The sequence below is a fragment of the Arthrobacter sp. TmtSoilC48 genome (assembly GCF_059739425.1).
In genome coordinates, this window is sequence record NZ_AP046049.1 from 1971793 (window position 1) to 1992643 (window position 20851).

Consider the following 20851-nt stretch of genomic DNA (forward strand, 5'->3'; position numbering starts at 1 on the left):
CCGTATGGCACTGGTTCTGCAGCAATCATGGGGCAAAGGAAACAGAAAATCCAGCATCTTGACTGCCGGTTACTAAAGCGTGATGTGCTGTGATGGACGCCACAATTTGGGCCTAAATGGCTTGCTTTTTAGGCTGATAAATGCAACTGCGTTTAGACTTGCTGTAGGTGCCCTGTGTCCCGGGGTCTTTTCGTTGTGTGTTCCGATCAGGTGATCAGGTATGCGCGCGGATACAAACAACTGACTTCACCACTGAAACGAGTCATCAACGCATGTCTGAAACCATCACCAACACTGCGTCGCGGAGCGATCTGCGCAACGTCGCGATCGTCGCACACGTTGACCACGGCAAGACCACCCTGGTCGACGCCATGCTCAAGCAGACCAACTCCTTCGCTTCCCACGGTGAGGTTGAGGACCGCGTCATGGACTCCGGTGACCTTGAGCGCGAAAAGGGCATCACGATCCTCGCCAAGAACACCACGGTTGCTTACAACGGCCCGTCGTCCAACGGCGAAACCATCACCATCAACGTCATCGACACCCCCGGCCACGCCGACTTCGGTGGCGAGGTAGAGCGCGGCCTTTCCATGGTCGACGGCGTCGTCCTTCTGGTCGACTCCTCCGAGGGTCCGCTGCCCCAGACCCGCTTCGTGCTCCGCAAGGCCCTTGCCGCGCACCTTCCGGTGATCCTCCTGGTCAACAAGACGGACCGTCCCGACGCTCGCATCGATGAGGTTGTCCACGAGTCCATGGACCTGCTCCTGGGCCTGGCTTCGGACCTTGCCGATGAAGTTCCGGACCTGGACCTGGACAAGGTCCTTGAGGTTCCGGTTGTCTACGCTGCCGCCAAGGTTGGCCGCGCCTCCCTGGACCAGCCGGACAACGGCTCCGCCCCGGAGAATGAGGACCTTGAGCCGCTCTTCAAGACCATCATCGAGCACATCCCTGCTCCCACCTACAACCCGGATGGAGTGCTCCAGGCGCACGTGACCAACCTGGACGCTTCGCCGTTCCTTGGCCGCCTCGCCTTGCTCCGCATCTACAACGGCACGCTCCGCAAGGGCCAGACCGTTGCCTGGGCCCGCGCCAACGGTGAACTCAAGAACGTCAAGATCACCGAACTCCTGGCCACCAAGGCACTGACCCGCGTTCCTACCGAGTCGGCCGGTCCGGGTGAGATTGTTGCTGTCGCAGGCATCGAGGAAATCACCATCGGTGAAACGCTTACGGACGCCGAGAACCCGCAGCCGCTGCCGCTGATCACGGTGGACGACCCGGCGATCTCCATGACCATCGGTATCAACACCTCGCCGCTGGCCGGCAAGGTCAAGGGCGCCAAGGTCACCGCCCGCCAGGTGAAGGACCGCCTGGACAAGGAACTGATCGGTAACGTCTCCATCAAGGTTCTCCCCACCGAGCGTCCCGACGCCTGGGAAGTACAGGGCCGTGGCGAACTCGCCCTGGCAATCCTCGTTGAGCAGATGCGTCGCGAAGGCTTCGAGCTGACAGTTGGCAAGCCGCAGGTAGTCACCAAGACCATCGACGGCAAGATCCACGAGCCGATGGAACACATGACCATCGACGTCCCCGAAGAATACCTCGGTGCCGTGACCCAGCTCATGGCAGCCCGCAAGGGCCGTATGACCAACATGGCCAACCACGGCACCGGCTGGTGCCGCATGGAATTCATCGTCCCGGCCCGTGGCCTCATCGGCTTCCGCACCAAGTTCCTCACCGACACCCGCGGTGCGGGCATCGCGGCGTCCATCTCCGAAGGCTACGAGCCGTGGGCCGGTCCCATCGAATACCGCACCAACGGTTCGATGGTTGCCGACCGCGCCGGTGTCGTCACCCCGTTTGCCATGATCAACCTGCAGGAGCGCGGTTCCTTCTTCGTGAAGCCCACCTCTGAGGTTTACGAAGGCATGATCGTGGGCGAGAACTCACGCGCCGACGACATGGACGTCAATATCACCAAGGAAAAGAAGCTCACCAACATGCGTGCTGCTTCCTCGGACACCTTCGAGAACCTGACGCCGCCGCGCGATCTGACCCTTGAGGAATCCCTCGAATTCGCCCGTGAGGACGAGTGTGTCGAGGTGACGCCGGAGGACATCCGTATCCGTAAGGTCATCCTGGATTCGAACGAGCGCGCCAAGGCCAACCGCGCCCGCGCCAAGGCATAGTCCAGCCCGGACGAATCCGGCTGTACCAGAATGAACAAAGGAGTCGCCAGTGCGGCCCGTGGCATCGCCACGGCCGTGCCGGCGGCTCTTTTTGTTGCTGCGGCAGGCACGGCACTGCACCGGCAAACCGTGGTGCTCTCCGGCGTCGACGTCCCCTGGGGCGTCGGCGCAGCGCTGTTGCTGCTTGCGTCCGTCCAGTTGTGGTTGGCGGCATGGTCGGTTTCAGTTATTCCGACGGCGGTAGCTGGCGTAGTGGCCTATGCTGCCGTCGGTGCGTTGTCGTCCGGAGGACCCAGCAAACAGTTGTTGCTGGGCGACGCCATGGGCAACATCTGGGTGTTTGGCATTGCCGCGGTCACGTTGATCATGCTTGTGGTGGCCAGCCGGCTACGGATACGCTGGCGCGGCGCTGCTAATACGCAGCGTCTGGCACTCAGCCGCTAACGCTGCCCGCGCCGCGGTGGAGGAGGAGGAACTTCCTTCGCCGCGATGACCAACCCCAGCGGAATTTCGACGTCGGAGGTCCGCGTTCGTACGGTGCAGCTGCTTTCCGTGGTGGTCACCAGGTACCCCAGTGCATCCGTCAGCCCGTCTTCGATCCTGTAGCGCACCACCACCCGGATGCCCGGCTGGGCCTTGAGCAGAAATTGTCTGGGTGGCAAATGCGGGGGAGTCACCGTTTCATACTAAGACGCGGGCTAGGTTGGCGTCATAGCACTGTTGGATAATAGGCTCAGAAGTTGAGTGTCCGGCATGCTGCCGGCCGTATTACCCCGGCTGTGGCCGGGACAAACCGTGGAGAGGTCTGGGACGTGACGTACGTAATCGCGCAGCCGTGTGTAGATGTCAAGGACAAGGCATGTATCGAAGAATGCCCTGTCGACTGCATTTACGAAGGTGAGCGTTCCCTCTACATCCACCCCGATGAATGCGTCGACTGTGGTGCCTGCGAACCCGTATGCCCCGTGGAAGCCATCTACTACGAGGATGACACCCCGGAAGAGTGGGCCGACTACTACAAGGCCAACGTCGAATTCTTTGACGACCTCGGTTCCCCGGGCGGCGCTGCGAAGATCGGCAACACTGGCAAGGACCACCCGTTCATTGCCGCCCTGCCCCCGCAGAACCAAGACCACTAAGGGCGGTTGCTTCCTTGATTTCCGCGGCACCGGCCTTTGGCCTTAACCTGCCCGACTACCCGTGGGAGGCCATGGCACCGTATGTCGCCACGGCCGCCAAGCATCCCGGGGGAGCAGTCAACCTGTCCATCGGAACACCGGTCGACCCCACTCCCGGCCTGATCCGGGATGCGCTGGCAGCGGCGTCGGATGCGCACGGTTACCCAACGGTGCATGGCACGGAAGCCTTGAGGCAGGCTGTCGTGGACTGGTTTGCCGCCCGCCGCGGAGTGGTCAACCTGGATCCGAAGGACGTTATGCCCACGGTGGGTTCCAAGGAACTCGTCGCCTGGTTGCCTTTCCTGCTGGGCCTTGGCAACGGGGACGTCGTAGTCAGGCCTACCGTTGCCTACCCCACATATGACATCGGTGCGATGCTGGCAGGAGCCACTGCCGTGGCGGCTGACAGCCTGGACGAACTGGATGCCGCCACGCGCGCAAGGGTTCGCCTGGTGTGGATCAATTCGCCGGGCAATCCCACGGGCAGCGTCCGGAGTGTCGAATCGCTCCGGGAGATCGTGGGCCAGGCACGCGAAGTCGGCGCCGTTGTAGCCTCCGACGAATGCTACGCCGAGCTTGGCTGGGGCGAATGGGATGTTCAGCGTGGGGGAGAAGCTGTCCCGAGCATCCTGGACCCACGGGTTTCCGGTGGTTCCACGGATGGCCTGCTGTGCGTCTATTCGTTGAGCAAACAGTCCAACTTGGCCGGCTACCGGGCTGCTTTCGTGGCTGGCGACTCCGCGATTATGGCCAACCTTGTTAACAGCCGGAAGCACGCAGGAATGATCGTGCCCTATCCGGTGCAGGAAGCGATGCGCGTCGCTTTGGGCGATTCGAACCACGTCCTTGCACAGAAGGATCTCTACCGCGGACGTCGGGAGAGGATCGTTCCGGCTCTTGAGAAGTTCGGATTGCAGATCCATGAGTCCAATGCCGGCCTCTATCTATGGTCTACGGCCGGGGAAGCTACGTGGGATACGGTGGCCCGTTTTGCTGAGCTGGGAATCGTCGTAGGTCCCGGTGTCTTCTACGGTGACGCCGGTAACGGCTTCATCCGGGTGGCACTAACCGGCAGCGATGAACGCATTGACGCAGCCGCGGAGAGGTTAAGCGCAAGCTCATAACAATGCTGTGACTTGTGCCACAAGCCGCGTCATTCCGCCGGTAACCGGACGGAACGGATTAGTTCCGGGGGGTTACTGGCGGTAGCTTTTTAACTGACTATCAATGGTGGCCTTCAATAAGAAAGCACTGCGGTCGTTGGAGCCCTGCAACAGTGGGGCCGAAAACGGCGTCACCAGAAGTTGGTTGGACAAGCGTTCTATAGAGGCCCAGAGGCCTCATGAAGGGGACTCCATGACTGAGACCACCAGCGCGACACTGCGCCATGCCGGCGGCGAACTTGAACTGCCGCGCATCCAGGTTGTAGAAGGAAACGAAGGTTATGACGTTTCCAAGCTGCTGAAGCAGACGGGCGCCGTTGCCTATGACCCCGGCTTCATGAACACAGCGGCCACCACCTCGGCCATCACGTACATCGATGGCGACGCGGGCATCCTGCGCTACCGCGGGTACCCGATCGAGCAGCTCGCCCAGCACTCGAGCTTCCTGGAAGTTTCCTACTTGCTGATCTACGGCAACCTTCCCACTCCCACGGAGCTGGAAGCCTTCGATCAGCGCATCCGCCACCACACGCTCCTGCATGAGGAACTGAAGGGCTTCTTCGGCGGATTCCCGCGCGACGCCCACCCCATGCCGGTGCTTTCCTCGGCTGTTTCGGCGTTGTCCACGTTCTATCAGGACTCGCTGGATCCCTTCAACGCGGAGCATGTGGAAGTTTCCACCATCCGCCTCATGGCCAAGCTGCCAGTTATTGCCGCTTACGCCCACAAGAAGTCCATTGGCCAGCCGATGCTCTACCCGGATAACTCCATGAACCTCGTGGAAAACTTCCTGCGCCTGAGCTTCGGCCTCCCGGCCGAGCAGTACGAGCTGGACCCTGTTGTGGTCAAGGCCCTTGACCTGCTGCTCATCCTGCACGCTGACCACGAGCAGAACTGTTCCACCTCCACCGTCCGCTTGGTAGGTTCCTCCAACGCGAACCTCTTCGCCTCGGTATCCGCTGGCATCAACGCCCTCTTCGGTCCCGCCCACGGCGGCGCCAATGAAGCCGTGCTGAAGATGCTGCGCCAGATCCAGGCCGAGGGCATCAAGCCCGAGGACTACATGGAAAAGGTCAAGAACAAAGAAGACGGCGTCCGCCTCATGGGCTTCGGTCACCGTGTCTACAAGAACTACGATCCCCGTGCCAAGATCATCAAGGCAACGGCCCACGAGGTCCTGGGCAAGCTCGGCGGCAACGACGAACTGCTGGACATCGCCATGCGCCTTGAAGAGAAGGCCCTGGCTGATGACTACTTCATCCAGCGCAAGCTGTACCCGAACGTGGACTTCTACACTGGCCTGATCTACAAGGCGATGGGTTTCCCGGAGAAGATGTTCACTGTCCTCTTCGCCATCGGCCGCCTCCCGGGCTGGATTGCCCAGTGGCGCGAAATGATCAACGATCCCCAGACCAAGATCGGCCGCCCGCGGCAGCTCTACACAGGGGAGCCGGAGCGCAACTACCCGGCCAACTGATACGGCAACAGCGTCAATCACGACGGCGGCCGCCCACCTCGCGCGAGGTGGGCGGCCGCCGTCGTTGGTTCCGCCTGTGATAAAGCAACGCGGGGTCACTTAGGGCCCATAAAGCAGGCCGAAATGGGCCCTAAGTGACCCCGCGTTGCTATTAGGAAGCGTTGTACCCGTAGGGGTTGTTCTTCTGCCAGCGCCAGTGGTCCTCGCACATCTGGTCCACAGTCTTCGTGGTGGACCATCCGAGGTCTGCGAGGGCGGAAGAAGCATCAGCCCAGAAGGCGGGGAGGTCACCGGCCCGGCGGTCGGTGATCTCGTATGGAATCGGCCGGCCTACGGCCTTCTCGAATGAACGCAGGACCTCCAGAACGGACGAACCGCGGCCCGAGCCAAGGTTCCAGCGGCGGACTCCCGCCCGGTCAGCGATGAAGTTCAGTGCCGCTACGTGACCTTCGGCGAGATCCACGACGTGGATGTAGTCGCGCTGGGCTGTTCCATCGGGGGTGTCATAGTCGCCGCCGAAAACCATCAGCTTCTCGCGGCGTCCCACGGCAACCTGGGCGATGAAGGGGACAAGGTTGTTGGGGATGCCCTGGGGGTCCTCGCCGATGCGTCCGGACGGGTGCGCGCCAACCGGGTTGAAGTAGCGCAGCAGTGCGATATGCCAGCGGTCGTCCGCATTGCCCAGGTCCGAGAGGATGTCCTCGATCTGTTCCTTGGTGCGGCCGTACGGGTTGTTGGCCCCGATTTCCATCTTCTCGATGTAGGGGATGGGATTGTGCTCGCCATAGACGGTTGCGGAGGAGCTGAACACGATGGAACGGACGTTGTGCTTGTCCATGGCCCGGAGCAGGTTCAGCGTGCCCACGATGTTGTTGTAGTAGTACGCCAATGGCTCCTGAACGGATTCGCCCACGGCTTTGAGTCCTGCGAAATGGATCACGGCGTCGATCTGGTGCTGGTCGAAGACGGCCTCGACGGCGGGCTCGTCCACCAGGTCGACCTTGTGGAAGGCCGCTGTCTTTCCAGTGAGCTCGGAAACCCGACGCAGGGACTCTTCGCTGGAGTTCACGAGGTTATCGAGCACGACGACGTCATGGCCGGCTTCCTGAAGGGACAGAACGGTGTGTGAACCGATGTAGCCGGTGCCACCCGTGACAAGAATTTTCATGGTGTCTACGCTATCGGAAATCGGAGCCACGCCGCTCAGTGTTGAGCGTTGTTGAAGCACGTTCGTGCTAAAAAATACTGGTGCCCAAAATTGTTGATGCCGAAGTCCGGCGCCAGGAAGTTGTCCAAGCTGTCTTCAGGATCATCGCAAGCGACGGTTTGGAGCGGGCATCCCTTCGTGAAGTAGCTGACGAAGCCGGTCTGGCCGTCGGCTCAGTGCGGCACTATTTTGCCAGCAGCGACGATCTTCTCGCGTTCTCCTTTGCCTCCGTCATCGACCGCATCAGCGCCCGGCTGGAGTCAGCTTTTCTTGCCGTTGAAAGCGAAAGCCCGGGCAGCGCCGGGCAGCACGCCGCGGTGTTGAACCTCTTGGGTCAGTTCCTTCCCTTGGACGAAGAGCTCGCTATGGACGCCTGCGTTTGGATGGCCTTCCGCCACGCTGCGCGAATCAAACCCGCCCTGGCTGCCGAGGCCGAACGTAGCCACCGCGCAGTCGCTGCCATTGTGGGACGCCTCATCATGCTGCTGAGCCCCGGCGAGGCCGCAGCCCGGCAAAGCCTCGTCACAGAGGCTGAGCGGCTCCTGGCCACCATGGACGGCCTTTGCATGCACGCCCTGCTCCAGCCGGAATGGATGACGGCCGAGATGTGCAGTGACGTCCTCACGGCTCATCTCGCGGCTTTCGCTCCGGCGCCGGCCACGCCATAGACTGACCGGCCACGCCATAGGCAGTCCAGCCACGCCATTGACTGTCTCGGCCTCCCCGCGAATGTCCGCAGGAAGACCAATGTGCCGCCCGACAAGCAGTGCGTCCCGCACCGTTACCGTAGCAAGCCAACGGGAATAGACTGGGACATGTCGGGAACCTGCCAAGGGAGGAATTCGGATGCATGAGTCAGGCGGCCCGGGATGGCGCATCACCATGGACACGTCCGGGCCGATGCTCATCGCCCTGTACTTGCGCGATGTAGCTGGACTCGACGGTGCCGGAAAGCCGTTGCTGTCGCACGCTGCTCCCAAGGTCCGCCATGCCGACCATAGTCACCTCACTTCGGATGTGGGCGGAATCAACGCCCTGAAAACCGAGTGGGAGGCCTGGTGGGAAAAGCTCGTGAAGACCTATCCCGACCCCGCACTTGAGCTCGCGCCACCCAGTTTCAAGGCCTTCGGCAATTCGCCTGCCCTCCAGCGTGTCCTGCAGGCACACTTTGGCTCAGCTTTGGGATGGGCAACGGACAGGATCGATGAATACGCCAAGATCGAGGCGGAGCGTGAAGCCAACGGGGTCACGGGAGTCCTGAACGAGATGGTGGAGGACCGGCTTTTGGAAGTCGGGCGTAGTTCGCGGGACTTTGATCTCACCATCATCGAGTTGCCGCTCAACGAACCCCGTGCCTGGTATTTGGAGCCCAGCACCATGATCATGAGCCACAAGCTGCTGTCCGAGCCCGATGTCTTCCGCAGTTATGTCCAGCCTGTGGTGGAGATTCTGGCTTAAGTAGCGGCTTTGCACCCCCTATGTACCAATTAGGTAGTGGGTGCCGAGACCGTGATGGTCACTGACTCAGACGGTGCCGCCGATGCAATCCATCCGCTGCGTTTTTCCCTGTTCCACGTCTGGCCGCCAACATCCACTTGCGTGATGGAGAGGGACTTGGCATTGGCCACTGCCCAATGGGCAACTGCCCACGCTTGCGTGCCGGTGATATCCAGTTGCACCGAGCGGCCCTGGACTGTGGCGCGCTGGGGGCCGAACGCCGTCGTCAGTTCTTGTACGACGGCGGCAGGGTCACCAGCTGCTTCAGGCATCCGGAGTTCACAGGTCAGCGCGGATTCGGAATGACCGGTGAGGGCGGAAGCGAAGGCGCGCCCCATGTTCTCGTGCTGGGCGTATGCCCGGGGGAACGCGGAGCGCTGGACCTGCTGGGCTGCCTGGGTAATTTCCATGGTCTCGTAACCGGGAATTTTGATGAGGCCGTTATAGAAGGCGTTTGTCGCATAGGCGGGGTCCATGACCTGTGCCTCGGTTCCCCAGCCTTGCGATGGCCTCTGTTGGAACAACCCGCGGGAATCAGGTCCTGCATCGTCACCATAATTGATGTTCCGTAGCTTGGATTCCTGCATCGCGGTGGCGAGGGCGATGCTTGCAGCCCTTGGTGGAAGTCCGCGCTGTACGGAGATAGCCGTGATGAGCGAGGCGTTGGCCGCCTGGTCGGTAGCCAACTCGTAGCTTTCGGAACCCATGACGGCGAGGCAGCGCTCCGAGACCAGGGTCTCGGAGCGCTGCAGTATGGCAACTATCGCGTAGATGGCACCGGCCACGAGGGCCAGCGCAAGCACCGCAACAATGGCGCGGCGGAACCGGCGCATTGCTTGTCTTCTGCTAGTTGGCGTGGAGTGCCTCGTTCAACTCCACGGTCTGGCCCTTGCGGGGCAGGACTTCCACGCCACCGGTTGTGGAGTTGCGGCGGAACAGCAGGTTGGGAACACCGGAAAGCTCGACGGCTTTGATGATCTTGCTGGTATCTTCGCCGTTCTCATCCTTGGGACCAGGCACACGGACGCGGGTGCCGGCGGTGACGTAGAGGCCGGCTTCCACCACGGAATCGTCGCCGATGCTGATGCCGACGCCGGAGTTTGCACCAAGCAGAACGCGCTCGCCCAAGGCAATCTTTTCTTTGCCTCCGCCGGAGAGCGTACCCATGATGGAGGCGCCGCCGCCGACGTCCGTGCCGTCACCGGCCACCACTCCAGCGGAGATGCGGCCTTCCACCATGGACGTGCCGAGGGTTCCGGCGTTGAAGTTCACGAAGCCTTCATGCATCACAGTGGTGCCCTCAGCGAGGTGCGCACCCAAACGGACGCGGTCAGCGTCGGCGATCCGCACGCCTGTGGGGACCACGTAGTCAACCATGCGCGGGAACTTGTCAACCCCGTAAACCACGACGTTGCCGCGCTTACGCAGGCGCGCACGCGTCATTTCAAAACCTTCGACGGCGGCTGGACCGAAGTTGGTCCATACGACGTTGGGGAGCTTGCCGAAGACGCCATCCAGATTGATGCTGTTGGGCTTGACCAAGCGGTGCGAAAGGAGGTGAAGACGCAGGTAAGCATCGGCGGTGTCGGCCGGCGCGGCGTCGAGGTCGATCTGGGCGAAGACCACTTTTTGCTCGGTACCGCGATCGGCGTCTTTGCCATCGTCGGCCAGGGCGGTGAGTGCGGGATCGGCATTCTCGACGTCGCGAAGGGTTTCAGCGGCTACGCCCAGGGCAGGCGCCGGGTACCAGACATCCAGCACGGTTGCTTCCCCTGAAGGCGAGGTTGCGATGGTGGCGAGGCCGAATCCGTAGGCTGATCGGTGGTTTGCGGGCACAGCAGAGGAAGCAGTTTCAGTCATGGCCCCAGTGTATCGACCGCCCATGGCACGGCTGAAACCCGTCTCACCCCGGGGTAGGTCGCATTTGTTGCCCGAAACACAGCGGCCTGGAGCGTTAAGGTGGAGTGGTGACCCTTAACCCTGCCCCCGCCCTCCTGGACCTGCGCCAGGACGTCGCCTTGCTGACCGCCGCGCTCATAGATATCAACAGTGTCTCCGGCAACGAGACTAAGCTCGCCGATCTCGTCGAGGCCGGTCTGCGCGCCATCCCCGAATACACCGTGGTGCGCGACGGCGACGCCATCATTGCCCGAACCGAACTTGGCCGCTCCGAGCGCGTCATCCTCGCTGGACATTTGGACACTGTGCCGCTGCCCACGGTGGAAGGCTCGTTGGGCACCGTTCCGGCGACGTGGGAGTCGGGCATCCCCGGGGAGGGTGTGCTTTATGGCCGCGGGACTACCGACATGAAGGGCGGCGTTGCCGTGCAGCTCGCACTCGCGGCGACCCTGTTCGACGACGGCAAGGAGCCGGACAAGGATGTCACCTTTGTCTTCTACGACCACGAGGAAGTGGAGGCAGTCAAGAGTGGCCTGGGCAGGCTGGTCCGCAACCATGGCGACCTGCTCCTGGGGGACTTCGCCATTCTCCTCGAGCCCACGCACGGCACTGTTGAAGGGGGCTGCAACGGAACCAGCCGGTTCGAAGCGACCACCATCGGCGAAGCCGCACACTCCGCCCGCGCATGGATGGGAAGCAACGCCATCCACGCTGCTGCACCAATCCTCGCCCGCCTCGCAGCCTACGAGCCCCGGACCATCAACGTCGACGGCCTCGACTACCGGGAGAGCCTCAATGCGGTCAGGATCAATGGCGGCACGGCAGGCAACGTCATCCCGGACCGCTGCGTCGTAGAGATCAACTACCGCTTCGCTCCGGACAAGACGCCGGACCAGGCTGAGGCCCACGTGCGGGAGCTCCTTGAGGGATTCGACGTCGTCCGCACGGACGCTGCTGCCGGCGCCCGGCCCGGACTGAACCACCCCGCAGCTGCGTCTTTCGTGGCCGCAGTAGGCGCGGAACCAAAGCCCAAATACGGTTGGACCGACGTCGCGCGTTTCAGTGAGCTGGGCATCCCGGCCGTGAACTTCGGACCCGGGGATCCGTTGCTGGCACATAAGGACAATGAACACGTCGACGCCGGTGCCGTCCGGGAATGCCTTCGTGTACTCCGGACGTGGCTGGTTCGCTAAGGTCCAAATGCACTCTGCAAGCACATGAAAAAGAAGGTCCGCAGCCGAATGAACGGCTGCGGACCTTCTTTTCATGACTAAAGGAATGTTTCCGGTTCTACTTCGCTTCAGATCCCGGGACGTTTACCTCAAGGTCAACGGTCTTGATGGCCGAAGCCATACCTCCTGCGGCCTTCTTGGAACCGCGCCTTTCGATCCAGATCGCAAGTCGGGAAACTGACAGGTTGATCAGGATGTAGATCGCGGCGCCAACGAAGAAGGCGGAGAACAACAGGCTGGGTTCCAGGTCCGAGATCAGCTTCACCTTACGCAGCAGTTCCTCGTAGGCCACGATGTAGCCAAGCGAGGTGTCCTTGAGGAGGACGACCAACTGTGCAATGAGTGAGGGGAGCATGCGGCGGATTGCCTGGGGGAATTCGATGCTCATCCTGGACTGGAAGCTGCGCAGGCCAATGGCCAAACCTGCTTCGCGTTGTCCCTTCGGAAGTGACTGTATGCCTGCCCTCAGAATTTCGGCGAAGATCGCCGCGTTGTAGAGGACCAGGCCGCTGACAACTGCTACGAAGGGGCTGGTGGCGAACACCAGCAGCACGAAGAGGATCATGAGCACCACTGGCATGCCGCGGAGGAACTCAAGGACCACTTGCGTGGGCACCCGGATCCACGAGATCAGCGAAATACGGAGCAAACACAGTGCGACTCCGAGGGGGAAGGCAATGACGGCTGCAACGCCGGCTGCCTGCAGGGTGGCAAGGACGCCGTAGCCGAGCTGCGTCCAAACATCCTTGGCAGATTCGTTAACAAAGACTTCCCAACGGGAGGCGTTGAAGATGCCCTGCGAAGACAGGATGACGATGGCTCCCACCACGCCACCGGCGATGATGATGGAACCGACAACCGAACCAATGAGGGAAACGCGGCGGGCCTTGGGGCCTGGTACGTCATAGAGAACCGAAGTCATCGGGCAATCGCCACCTTTTTCTCGACGAAGTGGGCCAACAAGCCCAGGGGCACTGTGATCAGCAGGTAGAAGAACGCCACACCGATCAAGATCCACATGACTGCGTCACCATGGCTGTTTGACAACTGCAGGCCGTAGCCGAAGAGCTCCAGGACGAAGAATGCACCCGCGACGGATGAGTTCTTTACCAGGGCAATCATGATATTGATCAGCGGGGGTACTACGGTGCGAACGGCCTGTGGCAGGACCACCAGGCCCAAAACCTGCGTGAACGTCATGCCGATGCTGCGGGCTGCTTCGGCTTGTCCCACCGGGACGCTGTTGACGCCGGATCGTACAGCTTCAGCAACAAACGCTGCCGTGTAGCTGCTCAAAGCGATGATGGCGGCGACTTCAAACTGTTCGAACTTAACGCCAAGCCGCGGAAGCACGATTGCTGAGAAAAAGAAAATAATTGTGAGTGGGGTGTTTCTGGCGACTTCCACGTAGAACGTGCTGAAGCCCCGTAAGGCTGCCACGGGCGAGACACGCATCGCGGCGAGGAGGGTGCCTGCAACCAGTGCGATCACGCCGGACACGACGGCTAGAAACAGGGTTCGGAGAAATCCGTCCCAATATTGGGGGAGGCTTTCGAAGATGGCGTCCATTGGCTTCCTTCGGCTGCGGCGGAAAGGGATTGAATCCTAAAGGTCGGTGGCTGCCGCCCTCCCCGCCAGGGGGACGACGGCAGCCACCGGCTTCCGACTAGTAACGGTCGATCTTGGGCAGCTCAGGAGCGGTCTTGATGACCTTTCCTGCTGTTGCTTCCCAGGCCTTCTTGTAGGTGCCGTCCTTGGCGAATTCCTCCAACTGGTCATTGATCCAGTTGCGGAAGACCGTGTCGTCCTTCTTCAGGCCGATGCCGTAAGGCTCTTTCGTGAAGGTTTCGTCCGATGCGAGCTTGAAGGCGTCCGGTTCCTTGTCAACGTAACCGGCGAGGATCACGTTGTCCGTGGTGACGGCGACAACCTGCTTGTTGCGCAACGGCTCCAGGCAAGCGGTGTAGTTTGCGGCCGGAACCAGTTCGGCGCCGTACTTTTCAACGATGGTCTTGGCTGGCGTGGAACCCGTAACGGAGCAGACCTTCTTGCCCTTGACGTCTTCGGGCTTGGTGATGGAGTTGTCGTCCTTGTTCACCAACAAAGCCTGGCCGGCTTCGTAGTACGGACCCGCGAAGGCGACCTTCTGCTTGCGAGCATCGTTGATCGTGTAGGTGGCAATGACGATGTCAACGCGGCCCTGCTCGATGAACGGTTCACGGTTGGCGGAAACAGTTTCCACCCATTCGATCTTGTCAGGTTCAATGCCGAGCTTGGCGGCGATGGCCTTGCCGATTTCGACGTCGAAGCCGACAGGCTTGCCGTCAAGGCCCTTCTGGCCGAACAGCGGCTGGTCAAACTTGGTACCAATGGTGATCTTCTTGGCCTGGTTCAACTTCGCCATCGTGGTACCGGCCTCGAAGCTCGCCGAGGCAACAGGCGGAGTGGTGGTGCCACTGCCTCCACCACAGGCGCTCAGCGAGAGGGCCAGTGCAGCCGAAGCGGCCACCAGGAGAGATTTCCTCCGGGTAATAAAAGCCTTCTTCATGACATTCCTTTCATTGGTTGGCCGTCGTACGGCCTGGGTGCGGTCCGTGCGGGCCTGGATGCGGGTCAGCAGGGAGCTAGTGGGTCAGAAGCTTGGACAGGAAGTCCTTGGCGCGGTTGCTCTGCGGATTGGTGAAGAATTCCTCGGGTGTTGAATCTTCCACGATCTGGCCATCGGCCATGAACACGACGCGGTCGGCTGCCTTGCGGGCAAAGCCCATCTCGTGGGTAACCACGATCATTGTCATGCCTTCCTTTGCCAACTGGATCATGACGTCCAGGACCTCGTTGATCATTTCGGGGTCCAGAGCCGAGGTTGGCTCGTCGAACAACATCACCTTGGGCTTCATGGCAAGTGCGCGGGCAATGGCCACACGCTGTTGCTGGCCACCGGAGAGCTGCGCGGGGAGCTTGGGAGCCTGGTGGCCGACGCCGACACGTTCCAGGAGGGCCATGGCCTCCCTTTCCGCCGTGCCCTTGGCGACGCCCTTCACCTTGATCGGTCCCAGCGTGACGTTCTCAAGGATCGTCTTGTGGGCGAACAGGTTGAAGGACTGGAAGACCATCCCCACGTCTGCACGCAGGTGGGCGAGTTCTTTGCCTTCTTCCGGGAGCTTCTTCCCGTCGATCGCGATGTCGCCGTCGTCGATCGTTTCCAAACGGTTGATGGCACGGCACAACGTGGACTTTCCGGAGCCGGACGGCCCGATGACCACGACGACTTCACCCTTCCTAACCTGGAGGTTGATGTCTTTGAGAACGTGCAATTGACCGTAGTGTTTGTTGACGCTGTTCAGGGAGACGAGCGCATCGCCGGACACTTGAGTAGTCATAGGACGAATCTAGCGAACAAAGACACAATTATGACCACGGTCACGGCAAGTTCCTCCAGATCGTGACTGAACAGAAACCTGCCCTCCAGCGATATACCAGACTGCAATGCAAGAACCGCGTCGTAGCGTCTTCGCTTGCATTCATCCGCGCTAGCCTTGGGCAATGAGCATTAGCCAGCACCCGATTCCCGGCCCCGACGCGAATGGCCACGTCGCGGGCGTCCATGTGCCCCTGCCTTCGGAGATTCCACCGGCCAAGCACAAGGGTCCTTTGGAACTGCGACGCAAACAGGCAGACACGGGAATGTCCGATCAGCATTTGCTGGACACGAGCGGTGCCGGGCAATTCATCCACACCGATCCCTGGCGCGTCCTGAGGATTCAGAGCGAATTCGTTGAGGGCTTTGGCGCATTGGCCGATATTGGCCCGGCGGTCAGTGTTTTCGGTTCTGCCCGCACCAAACCGGGAACCGAGTACTACGAGATGGCAGTGGATGTAGGACGCAAGCTCGCCGAAGCCGGGGTCGCAGTGATCACCGGCGGCGGTCCGGGCTCCATGGAAGCCGCCAACAAGGGTGCTGTTGAGGGCAACGGCGTATCCGTCGGGCTGGGCATTGAGTTGCCGTTCGAGCAGGGCTTGAACCAGTGGGTGGACCTGGGCATCAACTTCCGGTACTTCTTCGCCCGCAAGACCATGTTCGTGAAATACGCCCAGGGCTTCGTCGTCTTGCCCGGCGGACTTGGAACCTTGGACGAGCTGTTCGAGGCAATGGTCCTGGTACAGACACGAAAGGTGACATCGTTCCCGATCGTGCTGCTGGGTGTCCGCTTCTGGGGTCCAATGATTGAGTGGATCCGGGACACTTTGGTTGCTGAAGGGATGGTGTCTGAAAAGGACCTGGACCTGATCCAACTGGTGGATGACCCTGCCGATGCCGTCCACCGCGTCTTGCACGGTGCTCCGCTTCCGGCCACCACCAATGGAAACCAGCGCCCGGAGTAGGCGGCTGTTTCTGGCACGATGGTGGCTGTGAGCTTTTTCCTGGTGTTTGTCGCGATTGTCCTCATTGGTGCCGCATTGTATTTTGGGGCCGCCATCATCCGTGGCGGCTCCGTCGGAGCGGGCCTGGATGACCCGGTGCCCAACTTGCCTCCGGTGCTGCTCCCGGAGAAGGCCGCAGCCACAGACATCGACGCCGTGCGCTTTGCGCTGGGGCTGCGTGGTTACCGCATGGACCAGGTGGACCAGGTCCTTGATGAGTTACGGGACCAACTGGTGGCCAAGGACCGTGAGATCGAGAGACTCAGCGCGTTGGTCCAATCAAAGCTTGAGAATGGCGGCGCCCAGCGGACCACGCCGTGAGTACAACTCCACGTATCCGTTTTGGCGGGGAGGGACCTACTGCCCGCCTGTCGCGCGGTATCTCCGCCGCGGGAGCCCGGATGGCACAGTGGCCGTGGTGGCTGCAGGTTTCGTTGGTTTTTGTCGTGGCCCGGGTGGTCAGTGCCTGCATCTTTATGGCGGCTGCCGTTCATCAGGGAGTGAATCCTTGGTTCCCGCCCGCCCCCGACTACTGGAACTTCATCACTATCTGGGATGCGCGCTGGTATTCCCAGGCAGCGGACAACGGCTACCCCTCCGTGCTCCCGGTGGATGCAAACGGGGTAGTCAAGGAGAACGCCTGGGCCTTTTATGCCCTGTTCCCGTTTCTTGGACGGGGACTCTCCGCCATTACGGGACTCGGGACTCTGCAGGCCCTCACTGCCATAGCCATGGTTGCGGGCCTCGGTGCTGCCTTGGTGATCTTCAAACTATTCAGGGAAGCAGCCAGCCGGCGCACTGCGATGTGGGGCGTCATCTTCGTGTCCGCATTCCCGGTCTCCCCAATTCTCCAGGTGCCCTACGCAGAATCCCTGAACCTCCTGCTGCTGTCCGGCTCATTGCTTCTGGTGGTCCGGCGACGCTACGTGACAGCCATACCTGTAGTGCTGTTGATGTGTTTGTCCAGGCCCACGGGAGTCCCCTTCGCTGCCATGCTGGGCCTCCTCCTGGTCTGGCGGCTCTGGCAGCACTTCAGGCCATCAGAAAATGATGACCAGCCCCGGGCAATGGCTTCGTCCGCGCCGGAACTCCTGTCCCTGGGCGCCCTGGTGCTGGCAACCGGACTCGGAGCCCTGGCCTGGCCAGCCATAGCCTGGGCAGTCACGGGGGATCCCAGCGCCTACACGCGGACGGAAACTGCCTGGCGAGGACACGATCTGGTGCCCTTCAAGCCGTGGTTCGATACCGGACGGATGCTGTTCGGTCCGGTTCTTGGCGTGTTGGCGCCCTTCGTTTTCGTCGGCTTGTTCGTGCTGCTGATGATTTCAAAGCCTGTTCGCGCACTGGGAACGGAAATGCGACTTTGGTGCGCCTGCTACATGGGTTATTTGCTGGTATTCCTGCATCCCCAGACCAGTACTTTCCGGATGTTGCTTCCTCTTTTCCCGCTTGCCCTCGGTGCGGCGCTGCTGTCCAGGTCCAAGGCATACAGGGGAACCGTCGTCGTCATGTTTGTCCTCCTCCAGATCGTCTGGGTGGTTTGGCTTTGGGCCTGGGCGCCATTGCCTGGAGGCGGGGACTATCCGCCATAACCGGACCGGCCGCCGTCGGGAAGTGTGTTTGTTCCGTGTGGGGGTAATTAGTCCATTGATTCGCTACGGAGCAGTAAGTACGGGATAATGGAATACGAGCAAGGACAAAAGCACCTAAAAGTGCCCGGCCAAGGCGGCCTCCCAAGCGGTGCCGCCGGCTGCAATTGCGAAGCGGATCCAGCCCGGCCGGGTTGGGCGTGACTTGGGACAAATGGAGGGGATTTTCCTAATGGCGGCTATGAAACCACGTACTGGCGACGGCCCTATGGAAGTAACCAAAGAGGGACGCAGCCTGATCATGCGTGTGCCGCTCGAAGGCGGAGGACGGCTTGTAGTCGAGCTCAATGCCGCGGAGGCGGAGAACCTCAAGGAATGCCTCGTAGGCGTTACCGAATAGATTCATAGGCAGGCTGGATTCAAAAGACCAGGGCCCGGCGGGAGCCGGAGCCCTGCTTTTGTTTAAGCAGCAGCGTGTTTCTTGGGGGCCGTTCTTTAAGAATGTCCGCTAAATGGCAATTGCCTATTTTTTGACAGCAACCAGAAGTCCGTCGCCGGTGGGAAGCATCGCAGAGGCCAGGCGGTCGTCGTCGCGAATGGATTTGCCAACTTGCCGAAGAACCACAGTGGTGGCGTCGCGGGCTGCCGGATTTGAGACGCGGTCCTTATCCAAGGCGTCGTTGATCACCAGGGTGCCACCGGTCTTGAGCAACCGGACAGCCTGTTCAACGTAGCGGGGAAAGTTCGGCTTGTCGGCGTCGATGAAAACAAGGTCATAGGCGGAGTCCGTGAGGCGTGGGAGGACGTCGGCGGCCCTTCCTGAGATGGTCCGGGTACGGTTGGCGGGGCTGCCCGACTCCAGGAAGGCTTCGCGGGCGGCCTTGAGGTGTTCGACATCGACGTCGATGGTGGTCAGGACGGCTTGTGGACCCAGGCCCCGCAACAGACAAACACCTGAGACCCCCGCGCCCGAGCCAACCTCAACTACTGTCTGTGCCTTTGAAGCCGCGGCAAGGACTGTCAACACCGCGCCAACGCCGGGGCTGATGGGCTTGACTCCCAGCTCGAAGGACCTCTCCCGGGCGCGCAACAACACGTCATCTTCAGCAGGCAGATCTTCTGCATAGGACCAGCTGGTTGACTTGTCGGCACTCATGAAGGGTTCGCTTTCCGCGCGTAGGGGTGTCTGTACCAGCCTACTGTGTCCGGTGATCCAAACCCCCTGTTCGCACCCGTCCCGGGATTGTGTCTGCGGCAGGATTTCGCCTTGCGTGGAAAATGTGCCTTAGTCAGGAAATTCCCAGACAAACTTGGGATGATATTGATCCGGTCATCCACGTGGTGGGCGGCACCGGAGGAGTCCGGTGAACCACAGTTTGAGGGGAGTGGGCGATGCCGGCATCGCATGCTGCGCCAGTCCAGACATCGGAGAGCCTTGAGGCCGTTACGGACTGGGTTGCGCCCAGCTGGGAGGACGTGGTCGCCAACCACTCCGCCAAGGTGTACCGCCTTGCCTACCGCCTGACCGGAAATAAGTTCGACGCCGAGGACCTCACCCAGGAGGTGTTTGTCAGGGTTTTCCGTTCGCTGGAAAACTTCAAGCCGGGCACCCTGGACGGGTGGCTGCACCGGATCACCACCAACCTTTTCCTGGACCAGGCACGTCGTAAGAGCCGGATCCGCTTTGACGCCCTCGCCGAGGACGCCGAGTCACGCCTGCCGGGCCGTGAGCCAGGCCCCGAGCAGAGCTTCGAGCACAACAACCTGGACCTTGATGTCCAGCGTGCGTTGGAAGAACTGCCACCGGATTTCAGGGCTGCCGTTGTTCTGTGCGATCTTGAAGGATTGTCCTATGACGAAGTGGCGGAGGCGCTGGGCGTGAAGCTGGGCACCGTCAGGTCCCGTATCCATCGTGGCCGCACCATGCTGCGGGAGAAGCTCGCCCACCGTGACCCACGTCCGGCTGAAGCCCTCAAGCCCCGCCTGAAGATGCCTCGCATCGCCAGCATTCTTTAGGTAGTCGATGTCTCGACGCCACATCCGTCCGGGTGCCCTGTCACGTCGCAAACTGGCTGCACGTTACAAACTGGCTGCCCTGCGCCACACCCGGAACCCGGAGCACCTTCGGCATTGCCCGGAGTGCCGTGCTGCCCTGAACAGGGAGCGGCAGTATCTTGAACGGCTTCGCGGAGCAGCGGTGCCCGAAGCCAGCCAGGACCTGACCGCGCGTTTGCTCCAGCACACACAACGACTCGCGGATGAGCAGGCCGCGCCGGTCGCAAATCCACGGACCAGGCGTGGTGCATGGCGGGCCCTTCGAATCGCCGGCGTGGCCGCGGGCACTCTCACGGCAAGTGCAGGTGCGCTGGGCCTTGCCGCATATGCGGTGGCAGGAGATACCGCGCCGCAAGCAGCCATCGGTGCAGGCAACGGCGCTTCATCCCTTTCCAGTGCATTTACCGGCGGCCCCGCGGAACTGATGATGACGTCGGAATCCGTCGCGACGCCGGACTTCCGCCCCACCGGGCCCGTGAATTTGAGTTCCGAACAGTTGGATGCCCTGCGGGACCAGGGATGGGCATGTCCTGAACTTGGCGGTATGGGCTTCCACGTCGTAGCCGCCAAGGCCACCATGCATTACGGTCACCCGGCAGTGGAACTCCGGCTTGAAAGCAACGGCCATTACGCCACTGTCGTGGAAGAGCACCTGCAGGGTTCGGACATCGCCGTTACTGGACGCCCGGCATCGGCGCAACTCTCACTCACGCAGGGGACGCCGTGGGAGGCTGTATACCGGACCTCCGCAGCAGTCCTCAGCTACTCGTCGGACCTCCCGGCTGATGTAGCCGACGACGCCGTTCCCGAGTTGGTTCGTGCAGGGGACTCCATGCTCAGCAACAAAGCTCCGCAAGCCTCCGAGACGTGGTCCGAACGGATGATCCGCGGCCTCCGGACACTGCTCCGTCCCGCTGGTTTATGACCGGCACCACAGACAAGG

Annotated in this window: 23 protein-coding genes; 14 read left to right on the forward strand and 9 right to left on the reverse strand. The window is 61.4% G+C overall.

Annotated elements, in window-relative coordinates:
* The first annotated feature begins 272 nt into the window (after positions 1-272).
* Together typA and AC6I97_RS09350 are read left to right on the forward strand one after the other, a co-directional pair.
* Positions 273-2189: a translational GTPase TypA gene (typA, locus tag AC6I97_RS09345; protein WP_223933779.1), complete on the forward strand. Its 1917-nt coding sequence runs from the start codon at positions 273-275 to the stop codon at positions 2187-2189.
* Between the two features lie 30 nt (positions 2190-2219).
* Positions 2220-2633 (forward strand): hypothetical protein, encoded by a 414-nt coding sequence (locus AC6I97_RS09350; RefSeq protein WP_497944750.1) that lies wholly within the window; start codon positions 2220-2222, stop codon positions 2631-2633.
* On the opposite strand, the gene AC6I97_RS09355 is transcribed toward AC6I97_RS09350, so the two are convergent.
* A complete protein-coding gene (locus AC6I97_RS09355; RefSeq protein ID WP_224088207.1) occupies positions 2630-2866 on the reverse strand; it encodes a putative acetyltransferase in 237 nt (78 codons plus the stop codon). The genes AC6I97_RS09350 and AC6I97_RS09355 overlap by 4 nt on opposite strands.
* A 135-nt stretch (positions 2867-3001) precedes the next feature.
* Here AC6I97_RS09355 and fdxA point away from each other — a divergent pair, with 135 nt between their 5' ends.
* The 3 genes from fdxA to AC6I97_RS09370 all read left to right on the forward strand — a co-directional run bounded on the left by fdxA (position 3002) and on the right by AC6I97_RS09370 (position 6007).
* Positions 3002-3328, forward strand: a complete 327-nt coding sequence (gene fdxA / locus AC6I97_RS09360) for a ferredoxin (RefSeq protein ID WP_018776555.1) — start codon at positions 3002-3004, stop codon at positions 3326-3328.
* 14 nt (positions 3329-3342) lie between these two features.
* Positions 3343-4491 (forward strand): succinyldiaminopimelate transaminase, encoded by a 1149-nt coding sequence (dapC, locus tag AC6I97_RS09365; RefSeq protein WP_497944751.1) that lies wholly within the window; start codon positions 3343-3345, stop codon positions 4489-4491.
* Between the two features lie 232 nt (positions 4492-4723).
* The gene (locus AC6I97_RS09370) at positions 4724-6007 is read left to right on the forward strand and encodes a citrate synthase (protein ID WP_224088206.1); all 1284 of its coding nucleotides are present in this window, start codon (positions 4724-4726) and stop codon (positions 6005-6007) included.
* Between the two features lie 151 nt (positions 6008-6158).
* On the opposite strand, the gene galE is transcribed toward AC6I97_RS09370, so the two are convergent.
* Complete coding sequence (gene galE / locus AC6I97_RS09375; RefSeq protein WP_224164864.1) at positions 6159-7175, reverse strand: UDP-glucose 4-epimerase GalE; 1017 nt, start codon at positions 7173-7175, stop codon at positions 6159-6161.
* Positions 7176-7255: 80 nt separating this feature from the next.
* On the opposite strand from galE, the gene AC6I97_RS09380 reads away from it, so the two are divergent.
* Together AC6I97_RS09380 and AC6I97_RS09385 are read left to right on the forward strand one after the other, a co-directional pair.
* Positions 7256-7882 carry a TetR/AcrR family transcriptional regulator gene (locus tag AC6I97_RS09380; protein ID WP_497944752.1) on the forward strand — a complete coding sequence of 209 codons (627 nt, stop codon included), beginning with the start codon at positions 7256-7258 and terminating at the stop codon, positions 7880-7882.
* A gap of 178 nt (positions 7883-8060) precedes the next feature.
* The gene (locus tag AC6I97_RS09385) at positions 8061-8672 is read left to right on the forward strand and encodes a hypothetical protein (RefSeq protein ID WP_224088204.1); all 612 of its coding nucleotides are present in this window, start codon (positions 8061-8063) and stop codon (positions 8670-8672) included.
* A gap of 29 nt (positions 8673-8701) precedes the next feature.
* Here the strand turns inward: AC6I97_RS09385 and AC6I97_RS09390 are convergent, their stop codons facing one another.
* Positions 8702-9544: a transglycosylase SLT domain-containing protein gene (locus AC6I97_RS09390; RefSeq protein WP_497944753.1), complete on the reverse strand. Its 843-nt coding sequence runs from the start codon at positions 9542-9544 to the stop codon at positions 8702-8704.
* A 13-nt stretch (positions 9545-9557) separates the two neighbouring features.
* Positions 9558-10571 (reverse strand): 2,3,4,5-tetrahydropyridine-2,6-dicarboxylate N-succinyltransferase, encoded by a 1014-nt coding sequence (dapD, locus tag AC6I97_RS09395; protein ID WP_224088202.1) that lies wholly within the window; start codon positions 10569-10571, stop codon positions 9558-9560.
* A 107-nt stretch (positions 10572-10678) separates the two neighbouring features.
* On the opposite strand from dapD, the gene dapE reads away from it, so the two are divergent.
* Positions 10679-11803 (forward strand): succinyl-diaminopimelate desuccinylase, encoded by a 1125-nt coding sequence (gene dapE / locus AC6I97_RS09400; RefSeq protein ID WP_497944754.1) that lies wholly within the window; start codon positions 10679-10681, stop codon positions 11801-11803.
* 97 nt (positions 11804-11900) lie between these two features.
* On the opposite strand, the gene AC6I97_RS09405 is transcribed toward dapE, so the two are convergent.
* From AC6I97_RS09405 to AC6I97_RS09420, 4 genes are all read right to left on the reverse strand, one after another.
* Positions 11901-12764: an amino acid ABC transporter permease gene (locus AC6I97_RS09405; RefSeq protein WP_497944755.1), complete on the reverse strand. Its 864-nt coding sequence runs from the start codon at positions 12762-12764 to the stop codon at positions 11901-11903.
* On the reverse strand, positions 12761-13411 hold the full coding sequence (locus AC6I97_RS09410) for an amino acid ABC transporter permease (protein WP_497944756.1): 651 nt from the start codon (positions 13409-13411) through the stop codon (positions 12761-12763). Before AC6I97_RS09410 ends, AC6I97_RS09405 begins: the two co-directional genes overlap by 4 nt.
* A 97-nt stretch (positions 13412-13508) precedes the next feature.
* Positions 13509-14390 carry a glutamate ABC transporter substrate-binding protein gene (locus AC6I97_RS09415; RefSeq protein WP_497944757.1) on the reverse strand — a complete coding sequence of 294 codons (882 nt, stop codon included), beginning with the start codon at positions 14388-14390 and terminating at the stop codon, positions 13509-13511.
* Between the two features lie 76 nt (positions 14391-14466).
* Entirely contained in the window at positions 14467-15222 is a 756-nt protein-coding gene (locus AC6I97_RS09420; protein ID WP_216924118.1) for an amino acid ABC transporter ATP-binding protein, read from the reverse strand.
* 163 nt (positions 15223-15385) lie between these two features.
* Here AC6I97_RS09420 and AC6I97_RS09425 point away from each other — a divergent pair, with 163 nt between their 5' ends.
* From AC6I97_RS09425 to AC6I97_RS09440, 4 genes are all read left to right on the forward strand, one after another.
* A complete protein-coding gene (locus tag AC6I97_RS09425) occupies positions 15386-16225 on the forward strand; it encodes an LOG family protein (RefSeq protein ID WP_309928682.1) in 840 nt (279 codons plus the stop codon).
* Positions 16226-16243: 18 nt separating this feature from the next.
* On the forward strand, positions 16244-16585 hold the full coding sequence (locus AC6I97_RS09430; protein ID WP_224088198.1) for a DivIVA domain-containing protein: 342 nt from the start codon (positions 16244-16246) through the stop codon (positions 16583-16585).
* 80 nt (positions 16586-16665) lie between these two features.
* A complete protein-coding gene (locus tag AC6I97_RS09435; RefSeq protein WP_497947008.1) occupies positions 16666-17856 on the forward strand; it encodes a putative hexosyltransferase in 1191 nt (396 codons plus the stop codon).
* A gap of 229 nt (positions 17857-18085) precedes the next feature.
* Positions 18086-18253, forward strand: coding sequence for a DUF3117 domain-containing protein (locus tag AC6I97_RS09440; protein WP_064721643.1), 168 nt, complete (start codon positions 18086-18088; stop codon positions 18251-18253).
* A gap of 123 nt (positions 18254-18376) precedes the next feature.
* On the opposite strand, the gene AC6I97_RS09445 is transcribed toward AC6I97_RS09440, so the two are convergent.
* Positions 18377-19009, reverse strand: coding sequence for an O-methyltransferase (locus tag AC6I97_RS09445; RefSeq protein WP_224088197.1), 633 nt, complete (start codon positions 19007-19009; stop codon positions 18377-18379).
* 236 nt (positions 19010-19245) lie between these two features.
* Between AC6I97_RS09445 and sigE the strand changes: the two genes are divergently transcribed.
* Positions 19246-19869, forward strand: a complete 624-nt coding sequence (gene sigE / locus AC6I97_RS09450) for an RNA polymerase sigma factor SigE (RefSeq protein WP_497944758.1) — start codon at positions 19246-19248, stop codon at positions 19867-19869.
* 7 nt (positions 19870-19876) lie between these two features.
* Positions 19877-20833 carry a hypothetical protein gene (locus AC6I97_RS09455; RefSeq protein WP_497944759.1) on the forward strand — a complete coding sequence of 319 codons (957 nt, stop codon included), beginning with the start codon at positions 19877-19879 and terminating at the stop codon, positions 20831-20833.
* Positions 20834-20851: the final 18 nt, after the last annotated feature.

Coding starts and splice junctions, on each gene's coding strand:
- AC6I97_RS09420 (WP_216924118.1), bottom strand. CDS start 15,222: ATGACTACTCAAGTGTCCGGCGATGCGCTCGTCTCCCTGAACAGCGTC.
- AC6I97_RS09385 (WP_224088204.1), top strand. CDS start 8,061: ATGCATGAGTCAGGCGGCCCGGGATGGCGCATCACCATGGACACGTCC.
- AC6I97_RS09425 (WP_309928682.1), top strand. CDS start 15,386: ATGAGCATTAGCCAGCACCCGATTCCCGGCCCCGACGCGAATGGCCAC.
- AC6I97_RS09435 (WP_497947008.1), top strand. CDS start 16,666: ATGGCACAGTGGCCGTGGTGGCTGCAGGTTTCGTTGGTTTTTGTCGTG.
- sigE (WP_497944758.1), top strand. CDS start 19,246: ATGCCGGCATCGCATGCTGCGCCAGTCCAGACATCGGAGAGCCTTGAG.
- AC6I97_RS09370 (WP_224088206.1), top strand. CDS start 4,724: ATGACTGAGACCACCAGCGCGACACTGCGCCATGCCGGCGGCGAACTT.
- AC6I97_RS09430 (WP_224088198.1), top strand. CDS start 16,244: ATGGTGGCTGTGAGCTTTTTCCTGGTGTTTGTCGCGATTGTCCTCATT.
- AC6I97_RS09440 (WP_064721643.1), top strand. CDS start 18,086: ATGGCGGCTATGAAACCACGTACTGGCGACGGCCCTATGGAAGTAACC.
- AC6I97_RS09405 (WP_497944755.1), bottom strand. CDS start 12,764: ATGACTTCGGTTCTCTATGACGTACCAGGCCCCAAGGCCCGCCGCGTT.
- dapD (WP_224088202.1), bottom strand. CDS start 10,571: ATGACTGAAACTGCTTCCTCTGCTGTGCCCGCAAACCACCGATCAGCC.
- AC6I97_RS09455 (WP_497944759.1), top strand. CDS start 19,877: ATGTCTCGACGCCACATCCGTCCGGGTGCCCTGTCACGTCGCAAACTG.
- typA (WP_223933779.1), top strand. CDS start 273: ATGTCTGAAACCATCACCAACACTGCGTCGCGGAGCGATCTGCGCAAC.
- galE (WP_224164864.1), bottom strand. CDS start 7,175: ATGAAAATTCTTGTCACGGGTGGCACCGGCTACATCGGTTCACACACC.
- AC6I97_RS09350 (WP_497944750.1), top strand. CDS start 2,220: ATGAACAAAGGAGTCGCCAGTGCGGCCCGTGGCATCGCCACGGCCGTG.
- AC6I97_RS09390 (WP_497944753.1), bottom strand. CDS start 9,544: ATGCGCCGGTTCCGCCGCGCCATTGTTGCGGTGCTTGCGCTGGCCCTC.
- AC6I97_RS09415 (WP_497944757.1), bottom strand. CDS start 14,390: ATGAAGAAGGCTTTTATTACCCGGAGGAAATCTCTCCTGGTGGCCGCT.
- AC6I97_RS09445 (WP_224088197.1), bottom strand. CDS start 19,009: ATGAGTGCCGACAAGTCAACCAGCTGGTCCTATGCAGAAGATCTGCCT.
- AC6I97_RS09410 (WP_497944756.1), bottom strand. CDS start 13,411: ATGGACGCCATCTTCGAAAGCCTCCCCCAATATTGGGACGGATTTCTC.